Source organism: Serratia marcescens, assembly GCF_029846115.1.
GTDB lineage: Bacteria > Pseudomonadota > Gammaproteobacteria > Enterobacterales > Enterobacteriaceae > Serratia > Serratia marcescens_L.
The window spans coordinates 4,523,699-4,548,962 of record NZ_JARVZZ010000001.1; the positions used below are offsets into that span (position 1 = coordinate 4,523,699).

26 protein-coding genes are annotated in these 25,264 nt (G+C 61.4%); 4 read left to right on the forward strand and 22 right to left on the reverse strand.

Annotated elements, in window-relative coordinates; all coding sequences use genetic code 11:
* Positions 1–84 precede the first annotated feature (84 nt).
* Positions 85–1,116: an FAD:protein FMN transferase ApbE gene (gene apbE, locus QDT79_RS21585; RefSeq protein WP_308317051.1), complete on the forward strand. Its 1,032-nt coding sequence runs from the start codon at positions 85–87 to the stop codon at positions 1,114–1,116.
* Between the two features lie 62 nt (positions 1,117–1,178).
* Here apbE and QDT79_RS21590 read toward each other — a convergent pair whose 3' ends face one another.
* Together QDT79_RS21590 and fabB are read right to left on the reverse strand one after the other, a co-directional pair.
* The gene (locus QDT79_RS21590) at positions 1,179–1,400 is read right to left on the reverse strand and encodes a putative periplasmic lipoprotein (protein WP_004936201.1); all 222 of its coding nucleotides are present in this window, start codon (positions 1,398–1,400) and stop codon (positions 1,179–1,181) included.
* A gap of 212 nt (positions 1,401–1,612) precedes the next feature.
* The gene (fabB, locus tag QDT79_RS21595) at positions 1,613–2,833 is read right to left on the reverse strand and encodes a beta-ketoacyl-ACP synthase I (RefSeq protein WP_041036107.1); all 1,221 of its coding nucleotides are present in this window, start codon (positions 2,831–2,833) and stop codon (positions 1,613–1,615) included.
* A gap of 170 nt (positions 2,834–3,003) precedes the next feature.
* On the opposite strand from fabB, the gene mnmC reads away from it, so the two are divergent.
* Positions 3,004–5,025 carry a bifunctional tRNA (5-methylaminomethyl-2-thiouridine)(34)-methyltransferase MnmC2/FAD-dependent 5-carboxymethylaminomethyl-2-thiouridine(34) oxidoreductase MnmC1 gene (mnmC, locus tag QDT79_RS21600; RefSeq protein ID WP_063989028.1) on the forward strand — a complete coding sequence of 674 codons (2,022 nt, stop codon included), beginning with the start codon at positions 3,004–3,006 and terminating at the stop codon, positions 5,023–5,025.
* 41 nt (positions 5,026–5,066) lie between these two features.
* Here the strand turns inward: mnmC and QDT79_RS21605 are convergent, their stop codons facing one another.
* The 6 genes from QDT79_RS21605 to prmB form a co-directional block, all read right to left on the reverse strand.
* The gene (locus tag QDT79_RS21605) at positions 5,067–5,348 is read right to left on the reverse strand and encodes a YfcL family protein (RefSeq protein WP_016926855.1); all 282 of its coding nucleotides are present in this window, start codon (positions 5,346–5,348) and stop codon (positions 5,067–5,069) included.
* A 32-nt stretch (positions 5,349–5,380) separates the two neighbouring features.
* Positions 5,381–5,929: an elongation factor P hydroxylase gene (locus tag QDT79_RS21610; protein ID WP_162215436.1), complete on the reverse strand. Its 549-nt coding sequence runs from the start codon at positions 5,927–5,929 to the stop codon at positions 5,381–5,383.
* 89 nt (positions 5,930–6,018) lie between these two features.
* Positions 6,019–6,825: a sulfite exporter TauE/SafE family protein gene (locus QDT79_RS21615; RefSeq protein WP_063988952.1), complete on the reverse strand. Its 807-nt coding sequence runs from the start codon at positions 6,823–6,825 to the stop codon at positions 6,019–6,021.
* 3 nt (positions 6,826–6,828) lie between these two features.
* The gene (mepA, locus tag QDT79_RS21620) at positions 6,829–7,656 is read right to left on the reverse strand and encodes a penicillin-insensitive murein endopeptidase (protein ID WP_149559570.1); all 828 of its coding nucleotides are present in this window, start codon (positions 7,654–7,656) and stop codon (positions 6,829–6,831) included.
* A 5-nt stretch (positions 7,657–7,661) separates the two neighbouring features.
* A complete protein-coding gene (aroC, locus tag QDT79_RS21625; protein ID WP_033635387.1) occupies positions 7,662–8,747 on the reverse strand; it encodes a chorismate synthase in 1,086 nt (361 codons plus the stop codon).
* Between the two features lie 65 nt (positions 8,748–8,812).
* Positions 8,813–9,745 (reverse strand): 50S ribosomal protein L3 N(5)-glutamine methyltransferase, encoded by a 933-nt coding sequence (gene prmB / locus QDT79_RS21630; RefSeq protein ID WP_028127753.1) that lies wholly within the window; start codon positions 9,743–9,745, stop codon positions 8,813–8,815.
* A gap of 170 nt (positions 9,746–9,915) precedes the next feature.
* On the opposite strand from prmB, the gene smrB reads away from it, so the two are divergent.
* The gene (smrB, locus tag QDT79_RS21635) at positions 9,916–10,446 is read left to right on the forward strand and encodes an endonuclease SmrB (RefSeq protein WP_004936226.1); all 531 of its coding nucleotides are present in this window, start codon (positions 9,916–9,918) and stop codon (positions 10,444–10,446) included.
* Positions 10,447–10,513: 67 nt separating this feature from the next.
* Here the strand turns inward: smrB and sixA are convergent, their stop codons facing one another.
* The 4 genes from sixA to QDT79_RS21655 all read right to left on the reverse strand — a co-directional run bounded on the left by sixA (position 10,514) and on the right by QDT79_RS21655 (position 15,353).
* A complete protein-coding gene (sixA, locus tag QDT79_RS21640; protein WP_004936230.1) occupies positions 10,514–10,996 on the reverse strand; it encodes a phosphohistidine phosphatase SixA in 483 nt (160 codons plus the stop codon).
* A 388-nt stretch (positions 10,997–11,384) separates the two neighbouring features.
* Positions 11,385–13,550, reverse strand: coding sequence for a fatty acid oxidation complex subunit alpha FadJ (gene fadJ, locus QDT79_RS21645; protein WP_063988949.1), 2,166 nt, complete (start codon positions 13,548–13,550; stop codon positions 11,385–11,387).
* Entirely contained in the window at positions 13,550–14,860 is a 1,311-nt protein-coding gene (gene fadI / locus QDT79_RS21650; RefSeq protein WP_063988948.1) for an acetyl-CoA C-acyltransferase FadI, read from the reverse strand. Before fadI ends, fadJ begins: the two co-directional genes overlap by 1 nt.
* Positions 14,861–15,056: 196 nt before the next feature.
* On the reverse strand, positions 15,057–15,353 hold the full coding sequence (locus tag QDT79_RS21655; RefSeq protein ID WP_072145088.1) for a YfcZ/YiiS family protein: 297 nt from the start codon (positions 15,351–15,353) through the stop codon (positions 15,057–15,059).
* Between the two features lie 405 nt (positions 15,354–15,758).
* Here QDT79_RS21655 and fadL point away from each other — a divergent pair, with 405 nt between their 5' ends.
* The gene (gene fadL / locus QDT79_RS21660; protein ID WP_063988947.1) at positions 15,759–17,081 is read left to right on the forward strand and encodes a long-chain fatty acid transporter FadL; all 1,323 of its coding nucleotides are present in this window, start codon (positions 15,759–15,761) and stop codon (positions 17,079–17,081) included.
* Positions 17,082–17,198: 117 nt separating this feature from the next.
* Here the strand turns inward: fadL and mlaA are convergent, their stop codons facing one another.
* The 10 genes from mlaA to ccmA form a co-directional block, all read right to left on the reverse strand.
* Entirely contained in the window at positions 17,199–17,957 is a 759-nt protein-coding gene (mlaA, locus tag QDT79_RS21665) for a phospholipid-binding lipoprotein MlaA (protein ID WP_021505590.1), read from the reverse strand.
* 28 nt (positions 17,958–17,985) lie between these two features.
* Positions 17,986–19,200 (reverse strand): c-type cytochrome biogenesis protein CcmI, encoded by a 1,215-nt coding sequence (ccmI, locus tag QDT79_RS21670; RefSeq protein WP_063988945.1) that lies wholly within the window; start codon positions 19,198–19,200, stop codon positions 17,986–17,988.
* Entirely contained in the window at positions 19,200–19,667 is a 468-nt protein-coding gene (locus QDT79_RS21675) for a cytochrome c-type biogenesis protein (RefSeq protein ID WP_063988944.1), read from the reverse strand. Before QDT79_RS21675 ends, ccmI begins: the two co-directional genes overlap by 1 nt.
* On the reverse strand, positions 19,664–20,215 hold the full coding sequence (locus QDT79_RS21680) for a DsbE family thiol:disulfide interchange protein (RefSeq protein ID WP_033653726.1): 552 nt from the start codon (positions 20,213–20,215) through the stop codon (positions 19,664–19,666). The genes QDT79_RS21675 and QDT79_RS21680 overlap by 4 nt, the downstream gene beginning before the upstream one ends.
* Positions 20,212–22,182, reverse strand: a complete 1,971-nt coding sequence (locus tag QDT79_RS21685) for a heme lyase CcmF/NrfE family subunit (protein ID WP_063988943.1) — start codon at positions 22,180–22,182, stop codon at positions 20,212–20,214. Before QDT79_RS21685 ends, QDT79_RS21680 begins: the two co-directional genes overlap by 4 nt.
* Complete coding sequence (gene ccmE, locus QDT79_RS21690; protein WP_308317052.1) at positions 22,179–22,673, reverse strand: cytochrome c maturation protein CcmE; 495 nt, start codon at positions 22,671–22,673, stop codon at positions 22,179–22,181. The genes QDT79_RS21685 and ccmE overlap by 4 nt, the downstream gene beginning before the upstream one ends.
* Positions 22,670–22,906, reverse strand: coding sequence for a heme exporter protein CcmD (ccmD, locus tag QDT79_RS21695; protein ID WP_004936267.1), 237 nt, complete (start codon positions 22,904–22,906; stop codon positions 22,670–22,672). Before ccmD ends, ccmE begins: the two co-directional genes overlap by 4 nt.
* Positions 22,903–23,640, reverse strand: a complete 738-nt coding sequence (locus QDT79_RS21700) for a heme ABC transporter permease (protein WP_308317053.1) — start codon at positions 23,638–23,640, stop codon at positions 22,903–22,905. The genes ccmD and QDT79_RS21700 overlap by 4 nt, the downstream gene beginning before the upstream one ends.
* Positions 23,641–23,760: 120 nt before the next feature.
* Positions 23,761–24,420 (reverse strand): heme exporter protein CcmB, encoded by a 660-nt coding sequence (gene ccmB / locus QDT79_RS21705; RefSeq protein WP_025303731.1) that lies wholly within the window; start codon positions 24,418–24,420, stop codon positions 23,761–23,763.
* On the reverse strand, positions 24,420–25,052 hold the full coding sequence (gene ccmA / locus QDT79_RS21710; RefSeq protein WP_308317196.1) for a cytochrome c biogenesis heme-transporting ATPase CcmA: 633 nt from the start codon (positions 25,050–25,052) through the stop codon (positions 24,420–24,422). Before ccmA ends, ccmB begins: the two co-directional genes overlap by 1 nt.
* Positions 25,053–25,264: the final 212 nt, after the last annotated feature.

Genomic DNA, 25,264 nt, shown 5'->3' on the forward strand with positions numbered 1-25,264 from the left:
AAATGCTATTTTACCTTTATCCACTTTCCATTTGCCGCGCTTTACTTTATTTGTAGCGGCTTTCTCGTTTTCAAAGGACATGTTATGGCTTCCCTGTTCGCCAAAGGGGCATTGCTCAGCGCCTTATGCGCCCTGCTCGCCGCCTGCGACGATGCCTCCTCCCGCCCGCAAATCGATATCGACGGCAAGACCATGGGCACCTTCTACAGCGTTAAAGTCAGCGGTGACGTCGCGATCGGCAAGCAAGCATTGCAGCGGCAGATTGACGCAGTGCTCGAACGGGCCAACGACGATATCTCCACCTACCGCGCCGACTCGGTGCTGTCGCAATTTAACCGTAGCACCAGCCTCGAACCGCAGCCGATCCCGCGCGGCATGGCGGACATCGTGCTGATGGCTCAGCGCATCGGCCGCGATACCGGCGGCGCCATGGACATCACCGTCGGCCCACTGGTGAACCTGTGGGGGTTCGGCCCCGACAAGCATCCGGTCAAGGTGCCGGAACAGGCGCAGATCGACGCGGCGAAGCAGCGCATCGGCCTGCAGCACCTGAAGCTGATCAGCGACAATCGCGGGGAGTGGCTGCAAAAAGATCTGCCGGACATGTATGTCGATCTCTCGACGCTGGGCGAAGGCTACGGCGCCGATGAACTGGTGCGCCTGATGAACCGCAACGGCATTACCAACTACCTGGTATCGGTCGGTGGCGCGGTCTCTTCACGCGGCGTCAACGGCCAGGGCAAACCCTGGCGGGTGGCGATCCAAAAGCCGACCGACCGTGAAAATGCGGTGCAGGCGCTGGTGGATCTGCACGGTTACGGCATCAGCACCGCGGGCAGCTACCGCAACTACTTTGAAGAAAACGGCCAGCGCTACTCCCATGTCATCGATCCGACCACCGGCAGGCCGATCAACCACCGGCTGGTTTCCGCCACGGTGATCGCCCCCACCGCGCTCGAGGCCGACGGCTGGGATACCGGCCTGATGGTGCTGGGCACGGAGAAAGCGTTGAAGCTTGCCGAAGAGAAAGGGTTGGCGGTCTACCTGATCAGCAAAACCGACGACGGTTTCAGCGCCGTGATGACGCCGCAGTTCAAGGCGTTTTTGGTGCAGTGAAATAAAAAAGCCCGGCACGCAATGGCCGGGCTGGTTGCATGCGCCCGCAGGCGCCGCGCCGATCACTTGGTCAGCGCGATGATGCCGAGGGTCAGACCGGCCACTGCCGCCGCGCCGCCGGCGATCGCGCCCGCGGTTTCCCAGTTATCTTGGGTGGTGCCCTTCATGCAGGTGTTGGTGTGCACCAGACGTCCCTGATCATCGTAGACCGGAACGCAGGGGGAATCGGTGGCGCATCCGGCCAGCACGGCCGACAGTAACCCAACCGCAATTAACTTTTTCATACTTCTTGCCTCAATGTTCGATCACTTTAGAAAGCTACGCCGAGCGATAATCACGCTACCTGGCTATTGTATGCCCAACGCATGTAATGGCGAGGTAATGATGTGTCAGGGGATGTTATTTGGGAAAACTCCGAGCGCCCAGCCGGCGGGGTTCGGGCAGTAAAAAGCCCGCGAAAACGCGGGCTTGATGGCGAGGTGAGGCTCAGGCGGAATTATTTCGCCAGTTTGCGCATCACCAGGGTGGCGTTGGTGCCGCCGAAGCCGAAGCTGTTGGACATCACGGTGGTCAGCTCACGCTGAGTCGGCTGAGTCACGATATTCATGCCGGCCGCCTGCTCATCCAGGGTGTCGATGTTGATGCTCGGCGCGATAAAGCCGTGCTCCAGCATCAGCAGGCTGTAGATCGCTTCCTGCACGCCTGCGGCGCCCAGCGAGTGACCGGTCATCGCCTTGGTGGAGGAGATAGCCGGGGTATTGTCGCCGAACACTTCGCGAATCGCGCCCAGCTCTTTCACGTCGCCTACCGGTGTGGAGGTGCCGTGCACGTTGATGTAGTCGATCGGCGCATCCAGATCCTGCATCGCCATCTTCATGCAGCGCACCGCGCCTTCGCCCGATGGCGCAACCATGTCGGCGCCGTCAGACGTTGCGCCGTAGCCAACGATTTCTGCGTAAATGTGCGCACCGCGCGCCAGCGCGTGCTCCAGTTCTTCAACCACCACCATGCCGCCGCCACCGGCGATGACGAAACCGTCACGATCGGCGTCGTAGGTGCGGGAGGCTTTTTCCGGCGTGTCGTTGTACTTGGTGGACAGCGCGCCCATCGCGTCGAACTCGCAGGCCATTTCCCAGCACAGCTCTTCGCCGCCGCCGGCAAACACGATGTCCTGTTTGCCCAGTTGGATTTGCTCAACCGCGTTACCGATGCAGTGTGCGGAGGTCGCGCAAGCGGAGCTGATGGAGTAGTTTACGCCGTGGATTTTGAACGGCGTCGCCAGGCAGGCGGAAACGCCGGAAGCCATGGCTTTGGTGACCACATATGGGCCAACCGCTTTCAGGCCGCGCGGGCTGCGCATCGCATCGGCGCCGAACACCTGGAAGCGCGGAGAACCACCGCCGGAACCGGCGATCAGGCCCACGCGCGGGTTGTTTTGATACTCTTCTTCCTTCAGGCCGGAAGAAGCGATCGCTTCTTGCATCGCCAGGAAGGCATAGATGGAAGCATCGCTCATGAAACGCACCGCCTTGCGGTCGATCAGGCCGGTTGTGTCGAGCTTAACTTGCCCCCATACGTGACTACGCATGCCGGAATCTTTCAGTTCCTGGGAGAAAGTGATCCCAGAACGTCCTTCCTGCAGGCTCGCCAGGACCTCCTGCTGGTTATTACCAATGCTGGAGACAACTCCCAGGCCAGTAATCACTGCACGTTTCATTCAATACCTCTTCCACTATTTACCTACGGGATTTTGCATCGCACTTTAGCGTACAGATGTAAGCCGAACAAGTCCGATCAGCGTTTTTCAGCTTTATTGTTGTCCAGTTTGCGCCAGGGCGCCAGCGCCGTTAGAATTCGCGACATCCCTTGAATTTCGAGCTATTGACCGTGAACCACGCCCCCATCCAAACCGCAACGCTAACCTGGAACGAACAGGGTACACCTGTTTCGAAACAGTTTGATGACGTCTATTTTTCCAATCAGGATGGGCTGGAAGAAACCCGCTATGTCTTCCTGCACGGCAACCGGCTGCCGCAGCGTTTCGCCACTCACCCGCGCCCGCTGTTGGTGGTGGCGGAAACCGGATTCGGCACCGGGCTCAATTTCCTTACGCTGTGGCAGGCCTTCGCAGACTTCCGCCAGGGCGAGCCGGACGCCGCGCTGCAGCGCCTGCACTTTATCAGCTTCGAAAAATTCCCCCTGCAGCAGGCCGATCTGGCGGCGGCGCATGCACGCTGGCCGGAGCTGGCACCCTATGCCGACGAGCTGCGCGCCCAATGGCCGCTGCCGCTGCCGGGCTGTCATCGCCTGCTGTTGGCCGAAGGCCGTATTACGCTCGATCTGTGGTTCGGCGACGTCAACGAACTGCTGCCTCAGTTCGACGCCAGCATGAATAACCAGGTCGATGCCTGGTTCCTCGACGGCTTCGCGCCGGCCAAAAATCCCGACATGTGGACCGAGCAACTGTTCGCCGCCATGGCGCGTTTCGCCCGGCCGGAAGGCAGCTTCGCCACCTTTACCGCCGCCGGCTTCGTGCGCCGCGGCTTGCAGCAGGCCGGTTTTCAGGTCAACCGTTGCAAAGGCTTCGGCCAAAAACGTGAGATGCTCGCCGGCGGTCTGCCGGCCGATGCGCAGCCCACGCCCCACCCGGCGCCCTGGTATCGGCGTCCGGCGGCGGACAACACCGCCGACATCGCCCTGATCGGCGGCGGCGTCGCCAGCGCGCTTACCGCGCTGGCCTTATTGCGGCGCGGCGCCACCGTCACGCTGTACTGCGCCGACGAACAGGCGGCCGAGGGCGCTTCCGGCAACCGCCAGGGGGCGATTTATCCTCTGCTGAACGGCAGCGGCGACGCGCTGGAGAGTTTCTTCAGCGCCGCGTTTCCCTTCGCCCGTCGCCAATACGACACCCTGTTGCAACTAGGCGTCATCTTTGATCACCAGTGGTGCGGCGTCAGCCAGCTGGCCTACGACGAAAAGAGCGGCGACAAGATCGCCAATATGCTGAAAACCGACTGGCCGCCAGCGCTGGCGGCGGCAGCCGACCGCGAGACGCTCAGCGAACTGTGCGGCGTCGATACCGGCTTTGGCGGCATCACCTACCCGCAGGGCGGCTGGCTCTGCCCGGCCGAGCTGACGCGCGGCGCTATCGCGCTGGCGCAGCGTCAGGGTCTGGTCTGCCACTACCGGCACGATGCGCAGGCGCTGGCGCGTGAAGAAAACGGCTGGCGTATCGACTTCGCCCACGGTGAATGCCGCCGCCATGCGACGGTGATCCTGGCCAACGGCCACCGGTTGGCCGAGCTGGCACCGACGCAAGCCCTGCCGCTGTATGCGGTACGCGGGCAGGTGTCGCACATCCCAACCTCGCCGGCCCTCGGTCAGTTGAAACAGGTCTTGTGCTACGACGGCTACCTGACGCCGGTCAACGCCAACAACGGCCAACACTGCATCGGCGCCAGCTACCAGCGTGGCGACACCGCCACCGACTACCGCGAGCAGGAGCAACAGGAAAACCGCGAGCGCCTGCTGCGCTGCCTGCCGGAACAAGCCTGGCCGCAGCAGGTGGACGTCAGCGCTCATCAGGCGCGCTGCGGCGTGCGCAGCGCCACCCGCGATCATCTGCCGATGGTCGGCGCGCTGCCGGACTATCAGGCCACGGTGACGCAGTATCAGGATTTGCAGCGGCAAAACCAGCGCGGTGAAACCGTCGCCGATGCGCCGGTCTATCCCGGCCTGTTCGCTATCGGCGGATTGGGATCGCGCGGCCTGTGCTCGGCGCCGCTGGCGGCGGAAATTCTGGCGGCGCAGCTGTTCGGCGAACCGTTGCCGGGCGACGCGCGCCTGCTGGCGGCGTTGAATCCGAATCGGATGTGGGTACGGAAGCTGCTGAAAGGACGTGCGGTTTAATTCATGAATGAGGGGCGCTATGATGCGCCCCGGCATGGCGGTCAAGCGGCAGGCGTGGCGGCCTGATAGAGGTTTTCCCACATGCCGCGCACCAGGATCTGATCCGGCGGCGAAAGTTCCCCGGCGGCGATCGCTTTATGCAGGCTCTCTTCCACCCGCGCTTTCAGCGCTTCGGCAGTGTGCTCACCCTGCTCTTCCGCTTCGGCCACCGCCAGCGTCAGATGACCGCGCAGGTAGCCACCGGCAAACAGTTCATCATCGCTGGCGTGCTCTACCATGTCATCAATCAGCGCCAAAATGCGCGCTTCGAATTCTGCGATCATCAAATTTCCTCATTAAATAGCGGGCTGTGGCGTCAGTTGAGATCTTCCGGATACGGAAAATGTTCGGCCGCCAACGGTGGCGTATTGTAGAACGATTGCAACGCCTGAATAAAGCGCGCAGGCCGTGTGGGTATTCCCTGCTCCAGCAGCGCCAATACCCGGGCGCGCACCTTGCGCTGGAACGCGATGCGATCCGGCTCGCAGTCGCCGTTCAGGTTGTCGCAGCTGACGTTGAACGGGAAACCGGCCGCCACGCAAAACATCCATTCCAGCGCCTGCGGTTTGATCTCTACCGCTTCGAATTCACTCTGGGTTTGCGCGTCGCGTCCGTCCGGGCAATACCAGTAACCGAAGTCCACCAATTGTCGGCGCGCTTCGCCGGCGATGCACCAGTGCGAGATTTCGTGCAGGCCGCTGGCGTAGAAGCCATGGGCAAACACGATGCGGTGATACGGCAGTTCGTCGTCGGCCGGCAGGTAGATCGGCTCGTCGTCGCCCTTCACCAGGCGGGTGTTGTAGTCATCGCTGAAGCACTGATTGAAGATCTCGATCAGCTGTTCATAGCGATGACGGGTCTGCATGTCTGACATAAAAACTCTATAACCACAGAAATAAAGAGGCCATTATACTCAATAAGACAGGGCGCGTAAGCCGCGCCCACTTTTCATCTTTAGCCGTGCACCAGGGCGGTCAACCACTGCTGAATTTCCGCGCCGTGATTGTCGTACAGCAGCTTGAGGCTCATCACCAGCGAGACGATCACGATCATCGGCCGAATCAGCTTCTGCCCGCGGGTCAGCACCATGTGGGCGCCCAGACGCGCGCCCAGCACCTGCCCCACCAGCATCACCAGACCGATGCTCCACACCACCTTGCCGCCGATGATGAACAGCGCCAATCCGCCGACGTTGGAGGTGAAGTTCAGCACCTTGGCGTGTGCCGTGGACTTGGCGAGGTTAAAACCGCACAGCGTCACATAGGCCAACGCGTAGAACGATCCGGCGCCGGGGCCGAAGAAGCCGTCGTAAAACCCGACGCAGCCGCCGGCCACCAGCCCGAACGGCAAGGCGCCGAGGCGACGTTGACGATCTTCCTCACCCAGCCGCGGCATCAGCAGGAAATAGAGGCCGATGCCGATCACCAGCAGCGGCAACATCTGCCGCAACACATCGGCGCGCATATGCTGCACCAGAATGGCGCCGATGATCGAACCGATCAGCGTCAGAAATATCGTCAGCTTTTGATCGTTGAGGTTCACCGCACGCCGACGAATAAAGTACAGGCTGGCGGAGAAGGAGCCGCCGACCGACTGCAGTTTGTTGGTGGCCAACGCCTGGGCCGGGGGAACCCCCACCGCCAGCAAGGCCGGTACCGTCAGCAACCCGCCACCGCCGGCGATGGAGTCGATAAACCCCGCCAGCAGCGCTACTGCAAACAACACCCCGAGCATCTCGGGGCCGATGACGAACCAGTCCATGTATTATTCCGCTGCGAAGTGATTATCCAGCAATGCCTGACAGGTCGGCGGTAACGGCGGCGGCACCGGTTTACCCGGTTTGGCGCTCGGTTGATGCGGCACGAACCAACTCGCCAGTTCGGCGCCGCAGCCGTCGCCCGGCGGCGGCGTATCCTGCTCTTTACATTCAAGGCTGCCCGCCGGGCAACGCAGGCGCACGTGCATGTGCGCGCGGTGACCGAACCACGGCCGCACCTTGTGCAACCAGGCGCGATCGGCGCCGGCATCCAGACACAGACGCTGTTTGATGGCCGGATTGACGAAGATGCGCGTCACGTCCGCATCCTGCGCCGCCAGCTTGATCAGCGACTCGATCTGCGGCTGCCATTGGCGCGCCACTACCTGCTTGCCGTCACTTGACACCAGATCGATAGGCTGCGGCTTCAGCAGCTGCTGTGCGCTCCAGCGTTGGCGCGGCAGCTGCAGCCAGATGTCGACGTCGAGCCCCGACTGGTGGCTGGCGTGGCCGCTGCTGAAGCGCCCGCCGGCCGGCATCGCCATGTCGCCGATCAGCACCGTGCCCAGCGCTTTCTGGTTCGCCTGGCTGCTGAGGCGCTGAATAAACGCCAGCAAATCCGGATGGCCGAAATAGCGGCGCTGGTCGGTACGCATCACCTGGTAGTTCGGTGAGTTCAGCGGTAACGGCTGGGCGCCGATGACGCAGCCGTTGGCGAAACCGCCCACCGCCTGCGGCGCGCCGGCCACCGGGTGATCAATTTTCTGCCACGGCGTCAGCGCCATGGCGGAGGCGGAGGCCGTCAGGGCCATCAGGCCCAACATCCAGTTTCTCATGGCGATTACCAGCGAGGCACGTCGGAAACCACATCACCGTTTTGCGCACGCTGGCGCAGCAGGTGATCCATCAGCACGATCGCCATCATCGCTTCGGCGATCGGCACGGCGCGGATGCCCACACACGGATCGTGGCGGCCGCGGGTGACCATTTCCACCGCTTCGCCCTGGCGATTGATGGTACGGCCCGGCACCATGATGCTGGAGGTCGGCTTCAGCGCCAGATGTGCAACCACCGGTTGGCCGCTGCTGATGCCGCCGAGAATGCCGCCGGCATGGTTGCTCTGGAAGCCTTCCGGGGTGATTTCATCGCGGTTTTCGCTGCCGCGCTTGGTCACCACGGCAAACCCGTCGCCGATCTCCACGCCTTTCACCGCGTTGATGCTCATCAGCGCGTGCGCCAGATCGGCGTCGAGGCGGTCAAACACCGGCTCGCCCAGGCCAACCGGCACGTTTTCAGCAATCACACTGACCTTGGCGCCGATGGAGTCGCCCTCTTTTTTCAGCGCGCGCATCAGTTCGTCCAGCGCTTCCAGCTTGTCCGGATCCGGGCAGAAGAACGGGTTCTGTTCGACCTGATCCCAATCTTTCAGCTCGCAGGTCACGTCGCCGATCTGCGCCAGATAGCCACGCACCTGCACGCCGAACTTCTGCTGCAGGTATTTCTTGGCGATAGCACCCGCCGCAACGCGCATGGCGGTTTCACGCGCCGAAGAGCGGCCGCCGCCGCGATAGTCGCGCAGGCCGTATTTCTGCTCGTAGGTGTAGTCGGCATGCCCCGGGCGGAACACGTCTTTGATCGCGCTGTAGTCTTGCGAGCGCTGATCGGTGTTTTCAATGATCAGACCGATGCTGGTGCCGGTGGTCACGCCTTCGAATACGCCGGAGAGAATGCGCACCTGATCCGGTTCGCGACGCTGGGTGGTGTAACGCGAGGTGCCCGGACGACGGCGGTCCAGATCGTGTTGCAAATCGGCTTCGGTGAGCGGGATACCGGGCGGCACGCCGTCGACGATACAACCCAGCGCCACCCCGTGAGATTCACCGAAGGTGGTGACGCGGAAAATCTGCCCAATACTGTTTCCTGCCATCACGGCTCCTTACCGTTAGTCTTTTATCGTTATGAGGCCCGCCTTGCGGGCCCTGAAAATGCGGCTTAGCTGCGATAGAGGCTGAAGTGTTCCTTGCAATCCACCAACTGCTGCTTGGTCAGCATGAACACGCCGTCGCCGCCGTTTTCGAACTCCAGCCAGGTGAACGGAATATCCGGATATTGTTCCATCAGATGTACCATGCTGTTACCCACTTCACAAATCAGCACGCCGTCGTCGGTCAGGTAGTCCGGCGCGCAGGCCAGGATGCGGCGCACCAGCTTCAGGCCGTCGCTGCCCGCCGCCAGGCCCAGCTCCGGCTCAAAGCGGAACTCCTGCGGCAGATCGGACATGTCTTCCGCATCGACGTACGGCGGGTTGGTGACGATCAGATCGTACTGGATCGCGGGAACGTCGCGGAACAGATCGGAACGGATCGGGATCACCTGGTGTTCGACGCCGTGCGCCTGAATGTTGCGCTCGGTCACCGCCAGCACCTCGCTGGAGATGTCCACCGCGTCCACTTCCGCTTCCGGGAAAGCGTAGCCGCAGGCGATGGCGATGCAGCCGCTGCCGGTGCACATGTCGAGGATATGGCGTGGCGGGTGCGGGATCAGCGCGCTGAAGCGATCGTTGATCAGCTCGCCGATCGGCGAACGCGGCACCAGCACGCGTTCATCGACGTAGAATTCCATGCCGCAGAACCAGGCCTTGTTGGTCAGGTAAGCGACCGGGATGCGTTCGTTGACGCGGCGGATCACGCGCTCAACGATGCGATGGCGCTCGCTGGAGGTCAGGCGGGCGGTGTGCATGTCCTCCGGAATGTCCAACGGCAGGAACAGGCTTGGCAGCACCAATTGCACCGCTTCGTCCCACGGATTATCGGTTCCGTGACCATAGTAGATATTGGCGGCGTTGAAGCGGCTTACCGTCCAGCGCAGCATATCTTGAATGGTGTGCAGTTCGTTCACTGCTTCGTCGACGAAAATTTTGTCCAATTTGCCCTCCGGCAGGCGCTGTGTTTCATGATTTAGCCGCATAGTTTGCCATGAAGCCCGCGACAAATCACGCTTGCCCCTCGCGCTTTTCACTCTGGCCCGAGTTTTGCGTCGACAGCGCTCATTCACAAGGTAAACTAGCGAAATAAACGATTTCCGGTGAATGAAGCATGAAGAACAAGCCCCCTCTGAGCAAAGACGAACAACAGCTCTTCAGAGAGTCGGTGGCGGGCGCGAAAAAGCTGCGCCAGGACACCATCGTCCACCGTCCGCCGAAGCCCAAGGTCAAACAGATTGCCCCGCAGCGGCTGCTGCAGGAGCAGGTCGATGCCAGCTATTATTTTTCAGATGAATACCAGCCGCAACTGGAAGAGGAAGGCCCGACGCGCTACGTGCGCCCCGGCAGCAGCCCGTATGAGCTGAAGAAGCTACGACGCGGCGATTATTCGCCGGAGCTGTTTCTCGATTTGCACGGCCTGACCCAGCTGCAGGCCAAGCAGGAGTTGGGGGCGCTGATCGCCGCCTGCAAACGCGAGCACGTGCACTGCGCCTGCGTGATGCACGGGCACGGCAAGCACATTCTCAAACAGCAAACGCCGCTGTGGTTGGCGCAGCATCCCGACGTGCTGGCATTCCACCAGGCGCCGAAGGAATGGGGCGGCAATGCCGCCATCCTGCTGTTGGTGGAGCTGGCCGAGTAGACCTGCAGAAACGACTCGGGGCGATGTCAGACATCGCCCCGAGTTTATTCCGCACCGCATCCGCGGCTCACACCTTGGCCATCACCTGCGATGGGCTGACCTGCCATTCAAACTTGCCGTAACTGCCGTCTGCCGGCAGATCGACGTTGGCAATCGCCGAGGTCGCGAACATCGGCGGGCACTCGCCCGGGCACAGTTCGGCCACCAGATACCCCACCAGCGGCAGGTGCGACACGATCAGCACCGAGCTCACCCCTTGCATCGCCAGCGCCTGCAGATAGCTGCCGACCTGTTCGGCGTTGCCGCCCGGCGTCAGCTCGGGCAGCACTTCTTCGCCCTCCGGCAGCGTCAAGGCTTCACGCACCGTCGCCAGCGTCTGTTCGGCCCGCAGATAGGGGCTGACCAGCACGCGTTCAATATCCACAGACTTGGTGTTCAACCAGGCCGCCATCTGACGGGACTCGTCGCGGCCGCACAGGGTAAGGGGCCTTACCGCATCGCTGGCTGCCTCGAGCGCCGCCTCTCCGTGACGCATAATCAAAACTTGCATATTGCACCGCTGTTGTTGACAAAGTAACGCTATACAGAAACGCCGTGCGTGCTGTACCGCCGAGTTTTACAACCCAAAGCCAAAGCTTTAAAACGATAACGCGCCGTCTCTTTATGGCGGCCGGGCATTTTGCCTGAAAGTTTGCCTAAAGAAAATGCTGTTTTTTACAGCAACCCTCCCCTGGCAAACCTCGGTTGCTCACAGAACAATCAATTCAACGGGTTAAATTTTAACCTTGCCGCCATGAAATTTATTGATGGCGGTCAAGCTAACTTACCGCTGCCTGCGCCTTGCTGTACAGCCTCACCGGCTGACGCTGTTGCAAGGAGTGATGGCGATCACAACGCGGCCCTGTTGCAACTATAGTGCAAATCGGGCCGCCCTGCGTTCAGCTCCCCAGCGGGTAAAAGCGCTCGCCCTGCTGCGCCATGCGCTGCAAGCGCTCGCACGGGGCGAAATGCTCGCCGTGCTGCTGACGCAGGTAGTCCAGCGTCTTCACCACTTTCTCGGCGCCGAGCTCGTCCATATAGCGGAACGGGCCGCCGAGGAACGGCGGGAAGCCGATGCCGAACACCGCACCGATATCCCCGTCGCGCGCGCTGCGGATCACGCCTTCATCCAGGCAGCGCGCCGCTTCGTTCAGCATCATCATCACGCAGCGCTGAGCGACGGTCGCCGGCAGCATGTGCGCCTTCGGCGTGACGCCGAGCAGCGTATACAATGAGGTATCCGCACGTTTGCGCCGCTGCCGCTGCTGCCCTTCGCTCGGGTAGAGATAGAAGCCGCGGCCGTTCTTGCGCCCTTTGCGCCCGTCTTTCAGCACCGCATCGAACGCAGCCGGCGCGGCGAAACGCGGCCCCAGCGCCTCGACCAGCACGGGAATGATTTTGGTGCCGACGTCGATGCCCACTTCATCCAGCAGAGTGATGGGGCCGACCGGGAAACCGAAGTCCACCAGCGCCTTGTCCAGCGACTCAATCGGCTCACCTTCCAGCAGGCAGCGCGCCGCTTCGTTGATGTACGGCGCCAGGATGCGGTTGACATAAAAACCGGCGCTGTCGCCCACCACGATGGCGGTCTTGCCCTGCTTGTGCGCCAGCGCCACGGTCGTCGCGATGGTCTCTTCGCTGGTGCCGGCGTGCGGGATCACTTCCACCAGCGGCATTTTATCCACCGGGCTGAAGTAGTGCAGGCCGATCACCTGCTCCGGCCGCTGGGCCTGTTCGGCGATATGACCGATAGGCAACGAGGAAGTATTGGAAGCGAACACGGTATGCGGCGCACAGTTCGCTTCAACCTCAGCCACCATCTTCTGCTTCAGCGCCAGATCTTCAAACACCGCCTCGACCACGATATCCACCTGCTCAAAGCCGGTGTAATCGGTAGAACCGGAGATCAGCATCATCTGCTTTTGCCGTTCCGCCGGGCGCATGCGCTTGCTGCGCACCCGTTTGCCGAGCACGTCCCAGCTGTATTTAAGCGCGTGATTGATGCCGGTTTCATTAATGTCTTTGATGCGAACCGGCAAACCGCCGCGCGTGGCGGTGACGCAGGCGATCCCGCCGCCCATCAGACCGCCACCGAGAATGCCGACGCGATGCAGGGCATGCGGCTTGGCATTACCGCCCCGCTCTTTTTTCAGCGCGGTGGAGGCGAAGAACAGGCTGCGCAGCGCCGCCGACTGCGGCGTCATCGCCAGTTCGCCAAAGGCGCGCGCTTCGGCCTCATAGCCACTGGCGCTGCCGTGATCCAACCCGGTGCGCACCACCTGAATGATGCGCTCCGCCGCCGGGTAGTTGCCGTGGGTTTTCGCCAACGTTTTCTTGCGCACGATGCTGAACAGCAGACTTCTGCCCAGCGGGCCGTTGAGCAGGCGATCCTGCCACGGCAGCTCGCGCTGATGCTTCCAGCCTTGTTTCACCCGCTCGATGGCGGTCTGCAACAGGATCGACTGCGGCACGGCGTCGTCCACCAGCCCCATGCGCAGCGCCTGGCGGGCGCGAATGTGCTTGCCGGTCAGGATCATGTCCAGCGCCTTGGCGGCGCCGATCAGGCGCGGCAAGCGCTGCGTACCGCCGGAGCCCGGCAGCAGGCCCAGCTGCACTTCCGGCAGACCGAGTGCGGTTTTGTCATCCAATGAACAGACGCGGCCGTGGCAGGCCAGCGCCAATTCCAGGCCGCCGCCCAGGCAGGCGCCGTGAATGGCAGCCACCACCGGCACCGGGAAGGCGGCGATCTGCGCCAGCGTGCTCTGCCCTTTCTTGGCCAGCGTTTCCGCCTCTTTGGCGCTGGTGCAGGCGGCAATCATAGTGATGTCGGCGCCGGCGATAAACGAGTCCGGCTTGCCGGAAACGATCACCAGCCCTTCCAGCGCGGTATGCTGCTGCGCCCGGATCAGCACATCGTTCACCTGTTCGACGAACTCGGCCTTGAGCGTATTGACCTTATCGCCCGGCACATCGATGGTGATCACGCCGATGTTGTCGGGGCGAATCGTCAGCTGAAAGGCCGACGGTTTGGCGCGCTGTTCATGCAATGCGTTTTCAAAGCTCATCATTCCACCTCCACGATCATCGCGGCCCCTAATCCGCCGGCGGCGCAGGCGGTGGTCAGGCCCAGCCCGCCGCCGCGGCGTTTCAGCTCACGCAGCGTCTGGGTGATCATGCGCGCGCCGGTGGCGGCGAACGGATGGCCATAGGCGATGGAACCGCCCAAGACGTTGAATTTGTCCATGTCCACCTCGCCGATCGCCTGGCTGCGGCCAAGCTTCTCGCGGGCGAACTCTTCGCTGGCGAACATCTTCAGGTTGGCCAGCGTTTGCGCGGCGAAAGCTTCATGCATGTCGATGAGCGTCAGATCGGCCAGACCGATGCCGGCGCGATCCAGCGCCAGCGGCGTGGCGTAGGAAGGCCCCAGCAGCATGTCCTCCCACACGTCAATAGCGGCGAAAGCGAAGCTGCGCAAATAGCCCAGCGGCTGCAACCCCAGTTCTTTGGCGCGCGATTCGCTCATCATCAATACCGCCGCCGCACCGTCGGTCAGCGGCGTGCTGTTGGCCGCGGTGACGCTGCCATGCTTGCGATCGAACGCCGGTTTCAGCTTGGCGTAGGAGGCCAGGCTGGAATCTTTACGGATGTTGTTGTCTTCAGAAAGCTGCGCGCGGTAAGGCGGCACATAGGCGGTCATCACCTCATCGCGCAGCCACCCCTGCTGCCAGGCCTTGGCCGCCAGCTCGTGGGAACGGTGCGCCAGCGCATCCTGCGCCTCGCGGGTGATGCCGTGGCTCTTCGCCATCTGCTCGGCGGTATCGCCCATGCGCAGGCCGGTGGAATACTCCGCCACCGCCGGCGGCACCGGCATCAGATCGCGGAATTTCAGCCGGCTGAACAGCTTGAGACGCTGCGACAGCGTGCGCGCCTTGTTGACGTCCACCAACGTGCGCGCCAACGCTTTGCTGACGCCGATCGGCAAGACGGAAGAAGAGTCCGCCCCGCCGGCAATGCCGATACTGATGCTGCCGGCCATGATGCTCTCCGCCACGTTGGCAATCGCCTGGAAGCTGGTGGCGCAGGCGCGCGACACGCTGTAGGCGTCGGTATGGACGCTCATGCCAGTACCGAGCACGATTTCACGCGCGATGTTCGGTGCTTCGGGCATTTGCACCACCTGGCCGAACACCAGCTGTTCGATAAGCTGCGGATCGATGCCGCTGCGCGCCAACAGCTCACTCACCGCCGTTTTCCCTAAATCCACCGCCGGAATGCCGTGATAGGCAGTCGCCTGTTTGGCAAAGGGGGTACGCAGTCCATCCACAATCGCAATGCGGTCACCATGACGGGTCACCAAAGGCAGTGCCTTACTCATAAATGCTCCTGAAGAAAATAACGTCAGCGCAATGGGCAGAAAGAGGTCTGACCTGATGAGGTCATTGTTAACCAAACGGTTACATTTGGCAAACCGGCAGAGATCAAAACTGCGAGCAGGCGCACTTTCTATCGGGGGGGTGTGGGGAAAGCAATCCCCGGCGCGCAGCAGGCGGCACCGGGGGATAAAGCGAGGATTAACGCAGGCCGAGCTGGAAGATCAGGGTTTCCGCCTGGCAGGCGAAGGTGAAATCGGCCTCCAACTGCACGCCGCCGTCAACCGGTTTAATGCTACTGCTGATGTCACAAGGGTCGGATTCTACCGCGCGCGCCTTTTCGCTCAGTGCGGCCAGCATCGCCTCCGCATCTTGTTGATTGCTGAACACCTGGCTGTAGGACGCGGTGCAATCGGTGTTATCCATCACGGTGCCGACATCCACACAGCAACACGCGGCGGTTTCCTGGGCGCTGCATTTATTAATTGCATCTGACATGATTGGTTCTCCTCAAGGGCCTCGGTTATCAGCCCAAATTGCCGTTTTACTCACCGGCACAAAGCCACAAAATTCTGCGGTTATTTTACGCTTCCACGCCGTCAATCACTAGCACTTACTTTTACTGGGTGTTTTAAGTGATGGAAATCACAAATAAAAATGAGCGTCTGCTAAGGAATGGTAAGAATTTTGTTATTTACCGCTGGCTTTTTGTTAAGCAGATCTCTTTTTTGATATCAGATTGGAAATATTTCAAAAACAAACTTGCAACATTTTCACAGGTCAGACCTATACTTCAGCCACTGGTCTGATTTGTCTGAACGATAACGGACCCTACAATCCCGCGCTCCTTGTTACCTCGTGTAACAATAGTTTAAATAATAAACACATAATGAGGTTTTGGTCATGAGCCAGAAAAACCTATTGACTAAATCAGCTCTCGCAGCTGCAGTGGCAATTATTTCTTCAAACGTGTCTGCCGCAGGATTCCAGCTGAATGAGTTCTCATCAGCTGGTTTAGGACGTTCGTATTCTGGCGAAGGCGCCATGGCGGATACGGCGGCCTCGGCGAGCCGCAACCCGGCATTGTTGATGATGTATACCCGCCCGGAACTCTCCATCGGCGCAGTCTTCATCGACCCAGACGTTGACATCACCGGTAAATCGCCTTCCGGTGCCAGCCTGGACTCAAAAAATATCGCCCCTGTCGCCTGGGTGCCGAACCTGCATTATGTTCACCCGATTAACGATCAGTTCGCCGTAGGCGGCTCGGTCACCAGCAACTACGGTCTGGCGACCGAATTCAACGACGGCTATACCGCCGGCGCTTACGGCGGCAAGACCGATCTGACTACCGTTAACCTCAACCTGAGCGGCGCCTACCGTCTGAACCAACACTTCAGCTTCGGTCTGGGCTTCGATGCGGTGTACGCCAAAGCCAAACTGGAACGCTACGCCGGTGAATTGCCGAAGCTGATCGCAGGTTCTGGCCAATTACCGCCGCAGCTAGCCGGCCCGGTATCACAGATCCCGGCTGATACCCAAATTTCGCATCTGAAAGGCGATAAATGGGGTTACGGCTGGAACGCCGGCATCCTGTACGAAGTGGACGAAAATAACCGCTACGGTTTCACCTATCGCTCCGAAGTCAAAATCAAGTTTGACGGCGATTACAAAAGCAGCCTGCCATCGGCCTATAACCCAATTCTGGGTTCCCTCGGCCTGCCTTTGGGCACCAACGGCAGCACCATCCCCGGCTCTCTGGATCTGAACCTGCCAGAGATGTGGGAACTGTCCGGCTACAACAAAGTTGCGCCGCAGTGGGCCATCCACTACAGCCTGGCGTACACCAGCTGGAGCCAGTTCCAGGAGCTGAGAGCCACCGGCAACAACGGCCAGACGCTGTTCGAAAAGCATGAAGGCTTCAAAGACGCTTACCGCATCGCGCTGGGTACCACCTACTTCTACGACGACAACTGGACCTTCCGCGGCGGTGTCGCCTTCGATGACAGCCCGGTGCCGGCACAGAACCGTTCCATCTCCATTCCGGATCAGGATCGCTTCTGGATCAGCGCAGGTACCTCTTACGCGTTCAACAAAGACGCGTCGGTTGACGTCGGCATTTCCTACATGCACGGCCAGAAAGTCACCATCAAAGAAGGCCCTTACACCTTTAACTCTGAAGGTAAAGCCTGGCTGTACGGCGCCAACTTCAACTACCGCTTCTAATCTCGCTTGAGAAAGAAGCCAAAGCGCCCCGCGGGGCGCTTTTTTTTGCCCGTCGCTTGCCGCCGACATAAAAAAAACCCGCCTGACGGCGGGTTTTCATTGGCGTAACGCCCGTGATTACTGCGAGTCGATCTCGTCCAGCTCGCCCTGAATCGCCTTGGCGTTCGGGTTCTCTTCCGGCTTGAGCGAGCCGCCGTTGGCGATGAAATCGTGGCGCTGGAAGTAAGCTTCGCGCACCATGATGTAAGGATCGGAAGAGTTGCGCAGCAGGCCGTCGGAATCCAGCAGTTGGGCGCGGGTTTCGATGCCCTCGACCACCCATTTGCCCGCCGACATCCAGAAGGTCAGGTAGCTCAGCATCGGATACAGCGTATCCGCAAAATCGCCGCCTTCGTCACGCAGCGTGAAGCTGCCGTAGCCCGGCAGCATCACGTACGGGCCGTAACCCACATCGTAATGGCCCAGCGTGCTGCCGAAGCGGTTCGGTTCTTCGCGCGCCAGTTTCGGGTTGGCCATGCCGGCCACGTCGATCAGGCCGCCCATCCCGAGCAGGGTGTTCAGGAAGAAACGGTTGAAGTGGATCATCCCGCGGTAAGGGTCGCCCTTCAGGAAGGCGTTGACCATGCTGGCCGGCTCTTCCAGGTTGGAGGTGAAGTTGCTGATGCCGTTACGCGCCGGCATCGGCACGTAGTCGCGCCAGGCCACCGCGACCGGGCGCAGGATATAAGGATCCAGGACGTTGTAGTTGAAGTCGAACATCGTCCGGTTAAATCCTTCCAGAGGATCGGAACGCCCTTGCGGATCGTTGTCTGGCGCGCTGGCACAGCCCACCAGTAATACCGTTGCGAATGCCACCCCAGTCAGGCGAAAGTTCATATTTTTCTCCATAAAAACACGTTCGGTCTTATTTTTCAGGGACCTGCTTGTTTATCTGAACGCTAACCTGCTCTTTACCGCTGAATGTCTGCAGCGAGCTTTCGCCGAACCAGTCTCCCGGCTGCGGCGTGGCCAATCCGTCCTGTGAGAGGCGCACACGCACCTGCACCTGATGCTGCGCCGAGAGTAGACGCTCGGGCATCATGGCGTTGCTGTCATCCAGAGAGAAAGACAGCGGAAAACGGCTCAGCGGCAATTGTTTTACCGCCACCGGTACCGGGCTAGCGCCGTCGGTAACCGAGATGACCAGCGTCCCCTGCGGCGGCAGGGCTTTCGCCGCCTGCGGTGACAGCGAAACGGTCACATTCAGTTTAACAGTTTCTCCGCCGGCCTGGGCTTTTGCTTGTGCAATGCTGCGCTTTATCACTTCCGCGCGCGGATCGTTGGCCGGCAGCAGCTGCAGCATCACCTGCCAGGCGCCGATCGCCTGCTTGAAGTCGCCCTGTTCGAAGGCATTGAACGCCAGCAGGCTCAGCACCCGCGGATCGCCGTGATTTTCTGCGATCATGCGCCGCAACAGCTGCGTCGCCCGCTTGTTATCCTCCGGATCGTTGGAGCGCGTCAAGACCTCGGCATAGCCGAGCCGCACTTCCAGACTATTCGGATCCAATTGATAAGCATGGGCAAACGCCTGCGTGGCGGTGGTAGCGTTGTTCAGCGCCATGCCAACCCGCCCCAGCATCATCCAGTCGTTGATGTTGCGATCGTCCTGCTGCAGCGCGGTGCGCAGCCCCAGCCCGAGACGGGCGATCTCTTCCATGCTCAGCGGTTTGGCGCGCTCATTGGCGACGCGCTCACGCAATTCCGGCATTTGCGCCTGCACCAGACGCCAGTCCAGCACCTGCGCCAACCCGCCGGTTTTCAGATAAAAGCCAACGGTCACCGCCAGCAATAACAGCACGCCCGGCACCAGCGCCCAGCGGTTGATCGGCTGCGCCTGCACCGCCTGCTCGACGGGAATGTCGTTCAACAGGTTCTGTTGCAGCTCTTTGACCAGCTCCGGGCGCTCGGCCACCACGCCCTGCTGCTCGTCCTGCTCCAGCTCGCTGAGGCGATCCTGATAAAAAGCCTTGTTCAATGCATCGCGCGTGGCGGCGCTCTGCTTGCCGTGGCGCATCGCCGGCACCACCAGCAACGCGGCGGCGCCGGCCAGCAACACGCAAATAATCAGCCAAAAAGCCATTAGGGTTTCTTCCTGTCAGTCTCTTGCAACAGCGCCGCCAGGCGCTGCCGTTCCCGTTCGGAGAATGCGTCGTCCACCGCCGCGTCGGGCCGCCGACGGGCGCGCAGGATCACTACCGCCCCGCCAATCAGCACGAACAGCAGCGGGCCGATCCACAAGATCAGCGTCGCCGGCGTTACCGGCGGCTCGTAGGTGACGAAGTTGCCGTAGCGCGCCACCATGTAATCGATGATCTGCTGCTTGCTTTGCCCCTGCATCATCAGCTCGTACACCTTGGTGCGCATGTCGGCGGCGATGATGGCGTTGGAATCGGCAATGCTGTTGTTTTGGCATTTCGGGCAGCGCAGCTGTTCGGTCAACTCGCGATACTGCTGTTCCTGCTCGACGGAGTTGAAGCGATAGGTATCGATCGCCGCGACGGCGCTCCAGCTCAGCAGCGCGGCGCACAGCAGGACAATCAGCCTCATGCCTCACCCCCGTACTTTTTATACAGCGGCAGCACTTCCTGCTGCCAGACGCGCTCATTCATGTCGCCGGCGTGGCGATAGCGAATAATCCCCTGGCCGTCGATAAGGAAGGTCTCAGGCGCGCCGTACACCCCAAGATCCAACCCCAGCATGCCGTCGCCGTCGTACAGGCTGAGGGCATAGGGATTGCCGAGGGAATTCAGCCAGGTCACCGCCTTGGCGCGGTCGTCTTTATAGTTCAGGCCGACCACCCGCACGCCGCGCGCCGCCAGCGTATTGAGATACTGGTGTTCCGCGCGGCAGGTCGGGCACCAGGTGGCCCAGACGTTGAGCAATATCGGCTTGCCGTCGCGCAGCACCGCCTGATCGTAGGTTTTTCCGGGCTGATCCAGCGATTCCAGCCTGAAGGTCGGCACCGGTTTGCCGATCAGCGCCGATTCCAGCATGGTCGGATCTTCACCGCCGGCGTTGCGCGTCAGTTGCACCATCAGTGCCGCCACCAGCAACAGGAAGAGGACCAACGGGATAAACAGCAGCTTACGATTCATGGTTGCGCCTCCAGCTTGCCTTCGCGCTTGAGTTTTTTGCTCATGCGGTAACGCGGGTCGAGGATGCACAGCAGGCCGCCGATCGCCATAAAGACGCCGCCGAACCAAATCCAGCGCACGAAGGGTTTGTAATACAGGCGCACTGCCCAGGAACCGTCCTCCAGCTCCTCGCCCAGCGCCGCGTACAGATCGCGGCTGAAACCGCCGTCGATCGCCGCTTCGGTCATCATGCTGCGCGCCACGCTGTAGTAGCGTTTTTCCGCGTGCAGCGTCGCCTCCGGCTTGCCGTTGCGCGTGACGTCGATGATGCCGACGCCGCCGCTGTAGTTCGGACCGCGAATGTCGTGCACGTCGCGGAACACGAAGTGATAGTTGTGGATATCCACGCTGTCGCCGGCCTTCATCCGCACGTCGCGTTCCACGCTGTAGTTCTGGCTGAAGGCGATGCCGATCACCGTCACCGCCACGCCGAGGTGGCCGAGTACCATGCCCCAGTGGCTGCGGGACAGCTGGCGCAGCCCGCGCCAGAAACCGTGACGGTGGGTGGCGCGCTCATGCAGCTCCATCAGCGTCAGGATGATCACCCACAGCGCCATGATCAGGCCCACCACCGTCATGCCGGCGATGCTGTCCTGCAGCAGCCACGGCAGCAGGATTGACAACACCAGCGTCGCCAGCAGCGCCACGCCAAGGCGCCGCCACAGCTTGCCCGGCTCATCGCGGCGCCAGCGCACCAGCGGCCCGATGCCCAACAGCAGCGCCAGCGGCGCCATCAGCCAGGTGAACATGGTGTTGAAGAACGGCTCGCCAATCGAGATGCTGCCCAGCCCCAGCTGTTTGTGCACCAATGGCAGCAGCGTGCCCAACAGCACCACCAGCATGGCGGCGATCAGCAGCACGTTGTTGCCCAACAGGAAGGTCTCGCGCGAGAAGGTCTCGTGCTGCACCCGGCTGCGCACCTGGCCGCCCTTGACCGCGTACAGCAGCAGCGAACCGCCGATCACGATCACCAGATAGGCGAGGATGAACATGCCACGCGCCGGATCGGAGGCGAAGGAGTGCACCGAGACCAGCACGCCGGAGCGCACCAGGAAGGTGCCCAGCAGGCACAGCGAGAAGGCGGTGATCGCCAGCAACACCGTCCAGGCTTTGAACGTGCCGCGTTTTTCGGTCACCGCCAGCGAATGCATCAGCGCGGTGCCGGCCAACCACGGCATAAAGGAGGCATTCTCCACCGGATCCCAGAACCACCAGCCGCCCCAGCCCAGCTCATAGTAGGCCCAGGCCGATCCGAGCACGATACCGAGCGTGAGGAACACCCAGGCGGCGGTAGTCCACGGGCGTGACCAGCGCGCCCAGGCGGTGTCGAGCCGGCCGGCCATCAGCGAGGCGATGGCGAAGGCGAAGGCGACCGAGAAACCGACATAGCCCATATACAGCAGCGGCGGGTGGAAGATCAGGCCGATATCCTGCAGCAGCGGGTTGAGATCGCTGCCGTCGATCGGGAAATTCGGCAGCGTGCGGGTGAACGGATTGGAGGTCATGATGATGAACAACAGGAAACCGGCGGTGATCATCCCCATCACCGACAACACCCGCGCCACCGCATCCTGCGGCATCGCCCGGCTGCACAACGCCACCGCCAGCGACCAACAACTCAGCAGAAGTACCCACAGCAGCAGCGAACCTTCATGCGCCCCCCAGGTGGCGGCGATACGGTAATACACTGGCAGTTGGGTATTGGAGTTGGTGGCCACGTAGGCGACGGTAAAATCGTTGACCACGAAGGCGTGCACCAGGCACAGGAACGCCAGCGCAATCGCGGCGAACATGCCGTAGGTCAGCGGGCGGGCTACCGCCATCATGCGGCTGTCTTGCCGCGCCGCGCCCCACTGCGGGTAAATGCTCAGCAGCAGCGCGATCGCCAACGCCAGGCACAGCAGAAAACTGCCCAGTTCCGGCATCATGACTTGACGCCCTCCGCCTGCGGCGCGTTATACGCTTCCGCCGGGCCTTTGTGGTTCTCTTTCATTGCGTCTGCCACTTCAGGCGGCGTGTATTTTTCATCGTGTTTGGCCAGCACTTCGCGCGCATTGACCACGTTGCCCTCACCCAGCACGCCCTGTGCCACCACGCCCTGCCCTTCGCGGAACAGGTCCGGCAGAATGCCGGTGTAGGTCACGCCGATCGCGCCGCGCGCGTCGTAAATCTTGAAGCTGACCTGCAGCGTATTGGGATCGCGTTTCACCGAACCCGGCATCACCATGCCGCCGATGCGCAGCCGCTGGCCGACCTCGGGCTTCTCATGATTTTCGCCCTTGCCCTGCAGGATTTCACCCGGGGTATAGAACAGATCGATGTTGGAGCGCAGCGCGTACAGCATCAGGGTCGCGGTCAGCGCGATGCCGATCAGCACAACGATCGCCAGATAAAGGCGGCTTTTACGACGTGGATTCACAATGATTTCTCCCGCGGTGCGGCGGATTTTTGTTTTGATTGTTGCGCATGGCGAATGCGCCGCTCGCGCGCCTGACGGCGGCCGATCTCGGCGAGCAACTGCCGCCGTTGCCAGACGGTGTGCGCCACCAGCCCCAACAGCGAAATCAGCGTGGCGGCGACCGCCAGCCAAACATAGAAGGCGTAACCGCCCATGGCGAAAAACGCCGACCAGGAATCGAACGCGGCATTCATGACTGACGCTCCTTATTCACCAACCCGGCGACCCACGGGCGCTGGCGCTCCTGGAACAGGATCAAATTGCGCAGGCGCATCAGCGTCAGCGTGACGAACAGCAGCAGGTAAGCGAGGATCGCCCAGCGCAGCGGGGTGCGCATGCTTGGCGCGATAGACTGCTGCATATTGGTCGAGCCCTGATGCAGCGTATTCCACCATTCGACCGAAAAATGGATGATCGGGATATTCACCACGCCCACCAGCACCAGAATCCCGGCGGCGCGGCCCGCCAGACGGCGGTCTTCAAAGGCGTTGTACAGCGCGATGACGCCCATATAAAGGAACAGCAGCACCAGCTCGGAGGTCAGACGCGCATCCCACACCCACCAGGTGCCCCACATCGGCTTGCCCCAGGCGGAGCCGGTCACCAGCGCGATAAAGGTGAACACCGCACCGATCGGCGCCATCGCCGCTACCACGGTATCGGACATTTTCATCTGCCACACCAGGCCGATAAACGCCGCCACCGCCATCGAGGCGTAGATACCCATCGACCACATGGCCGCCGGCACGTGAATATAAATGATGCGGAAGCTGTCGCCCTGCTGATAATCCTTCGGCGCGAAACCAAAGCCCCATGCCCAGCCCAGCAGCAGGCAAGCCGCCGCCGCTAGCCCCAGCCAGGGGATAAAGCGGCCGCAGACGTGATACAGCCGTTCAGGCCGCGCCAGTTGATGTAACCATTTCCACATTGTCGTCAGTGCTCACGGTAATTTTTATGCGTCGGCCGCCCCGAGCGATCGAAACGGCGAAAATCTTCTGCGGGGTACGCTCTTGTCGGCCTTGCCCCGTCTGTTCATTCAATCAGTTAGCTAGTGCACGCTCACTCGCAGCGCCGCCGCGGTGGCAAACGGTGCCAATGTCACGCTGCCCGCCAGCATCGCGCCGAGTATCGCCAGGTAACCGTCGATCGGCATGCCCATCGAGGCGGCGTCGATCGCGCCGGTGGCGAAGATCAGCACCGGGATATACAGCGGCAACACCAGCAGGCTGAGCAGCACACCCCCTTTGCGCAGGCCGACTGTCAGCCCCACGCCGATAGCGCCGATCAGGCTCAGCGTCGGCGTGCCGAGCAGCAGCGTCCCCGCCACCGCCAGCCAGGTCTGCATATCGAGCGACAGCAGCAACGCCACCAGCGGCGACAGGATCAGCAGCGGCAGCCCCGTCACGACCCAGTGAGCACACACTTTGCCCAGCACCGTCATCGGCAGCGGCGTCGGCAGCAGCAACAGCTGCTCCAGCGAGCCGTCGAGGAAATCGTCGCGAAACAGCCGCTCCAGCGACAGCAGCGAGGCCAGCAGCGCCGCCACCCACACGATGCCCGGCGCAATCCGCGCCAGCAGCTGCGGCTCCGGGCCAATCCCCAACGGGAACAGCGTGATCACAATCAGGAAAAACCACAGCGGGTTGACGATCTCCGAACCTTTACGGCAGGCGATCTTCAGTTCACGGCGCACCAGGGTCAAAAACATCACAGGCTCCCCGCGTCATGTTCCGCCAAACGAACTTTACCCACCGTTTGGCTGACACCGGCCAAATCCTGATGGGTGGTCAACAATACCATGCCGCCCCGCTGCGCATGTTGTTCAAAAAGGCTAATCAACTCGGCTACGCCCTGCTTGTCGATCGCCGTCAGCGGCTCATCGAGGATCCACAGCGGCGCCGCGCTGAGCCACAGCCGCGCCAGCGCCACGCGCCGCTGCTGCCCGGCGGAAAGCTGCGCCAACGGCAGATCCTCGTAACCCACCAGCCCCACCTGCTCCAGGGCGCGCCAGATGGCCTGATGCTCGGTTGTGCCGCGCACCGCCTGATAAAACTGCAGGTTTTCGAAGGGCGTCAATACGGCTTTGATGCCGGGCTGATGGCCGATAAACAGCAAATCTTGCTGGTAACCCGCACGATCGCGCAGCGTGTTGCGCCCCCGCCAGCAGACCTCGCCGCCGTCCGGCCGCGCCAGGCCGGCGAGAATGCGCAGTAAACTGGTTTTGCCCGCGCCGTTCGGCCCTTCTACCTGAATGATATCGCCCGGATGAACTGAAAAGCTTAGCTCGCTAAACAGGATGCGCTCATCGCGCACGCAACTCAGACTTTTGGCTTCCAGCATCGGGGAACTCATATTTTTCTTTGGGATAGCGAATCATAGCATAAGCCTTTCCCCGCACGCAGCCCGCGGCGGGCGCGCCGACGGGCCAATATGGCGAGCAGGATCAAGAATGCGTGGAAAAAATCGGCGGATTTTAACTCTTGTTACCTTTTTCTGTATTTCGCCGCATTTAGGTCGGGCAACTACGCTTAATAACGTGAACTCACCCTTAT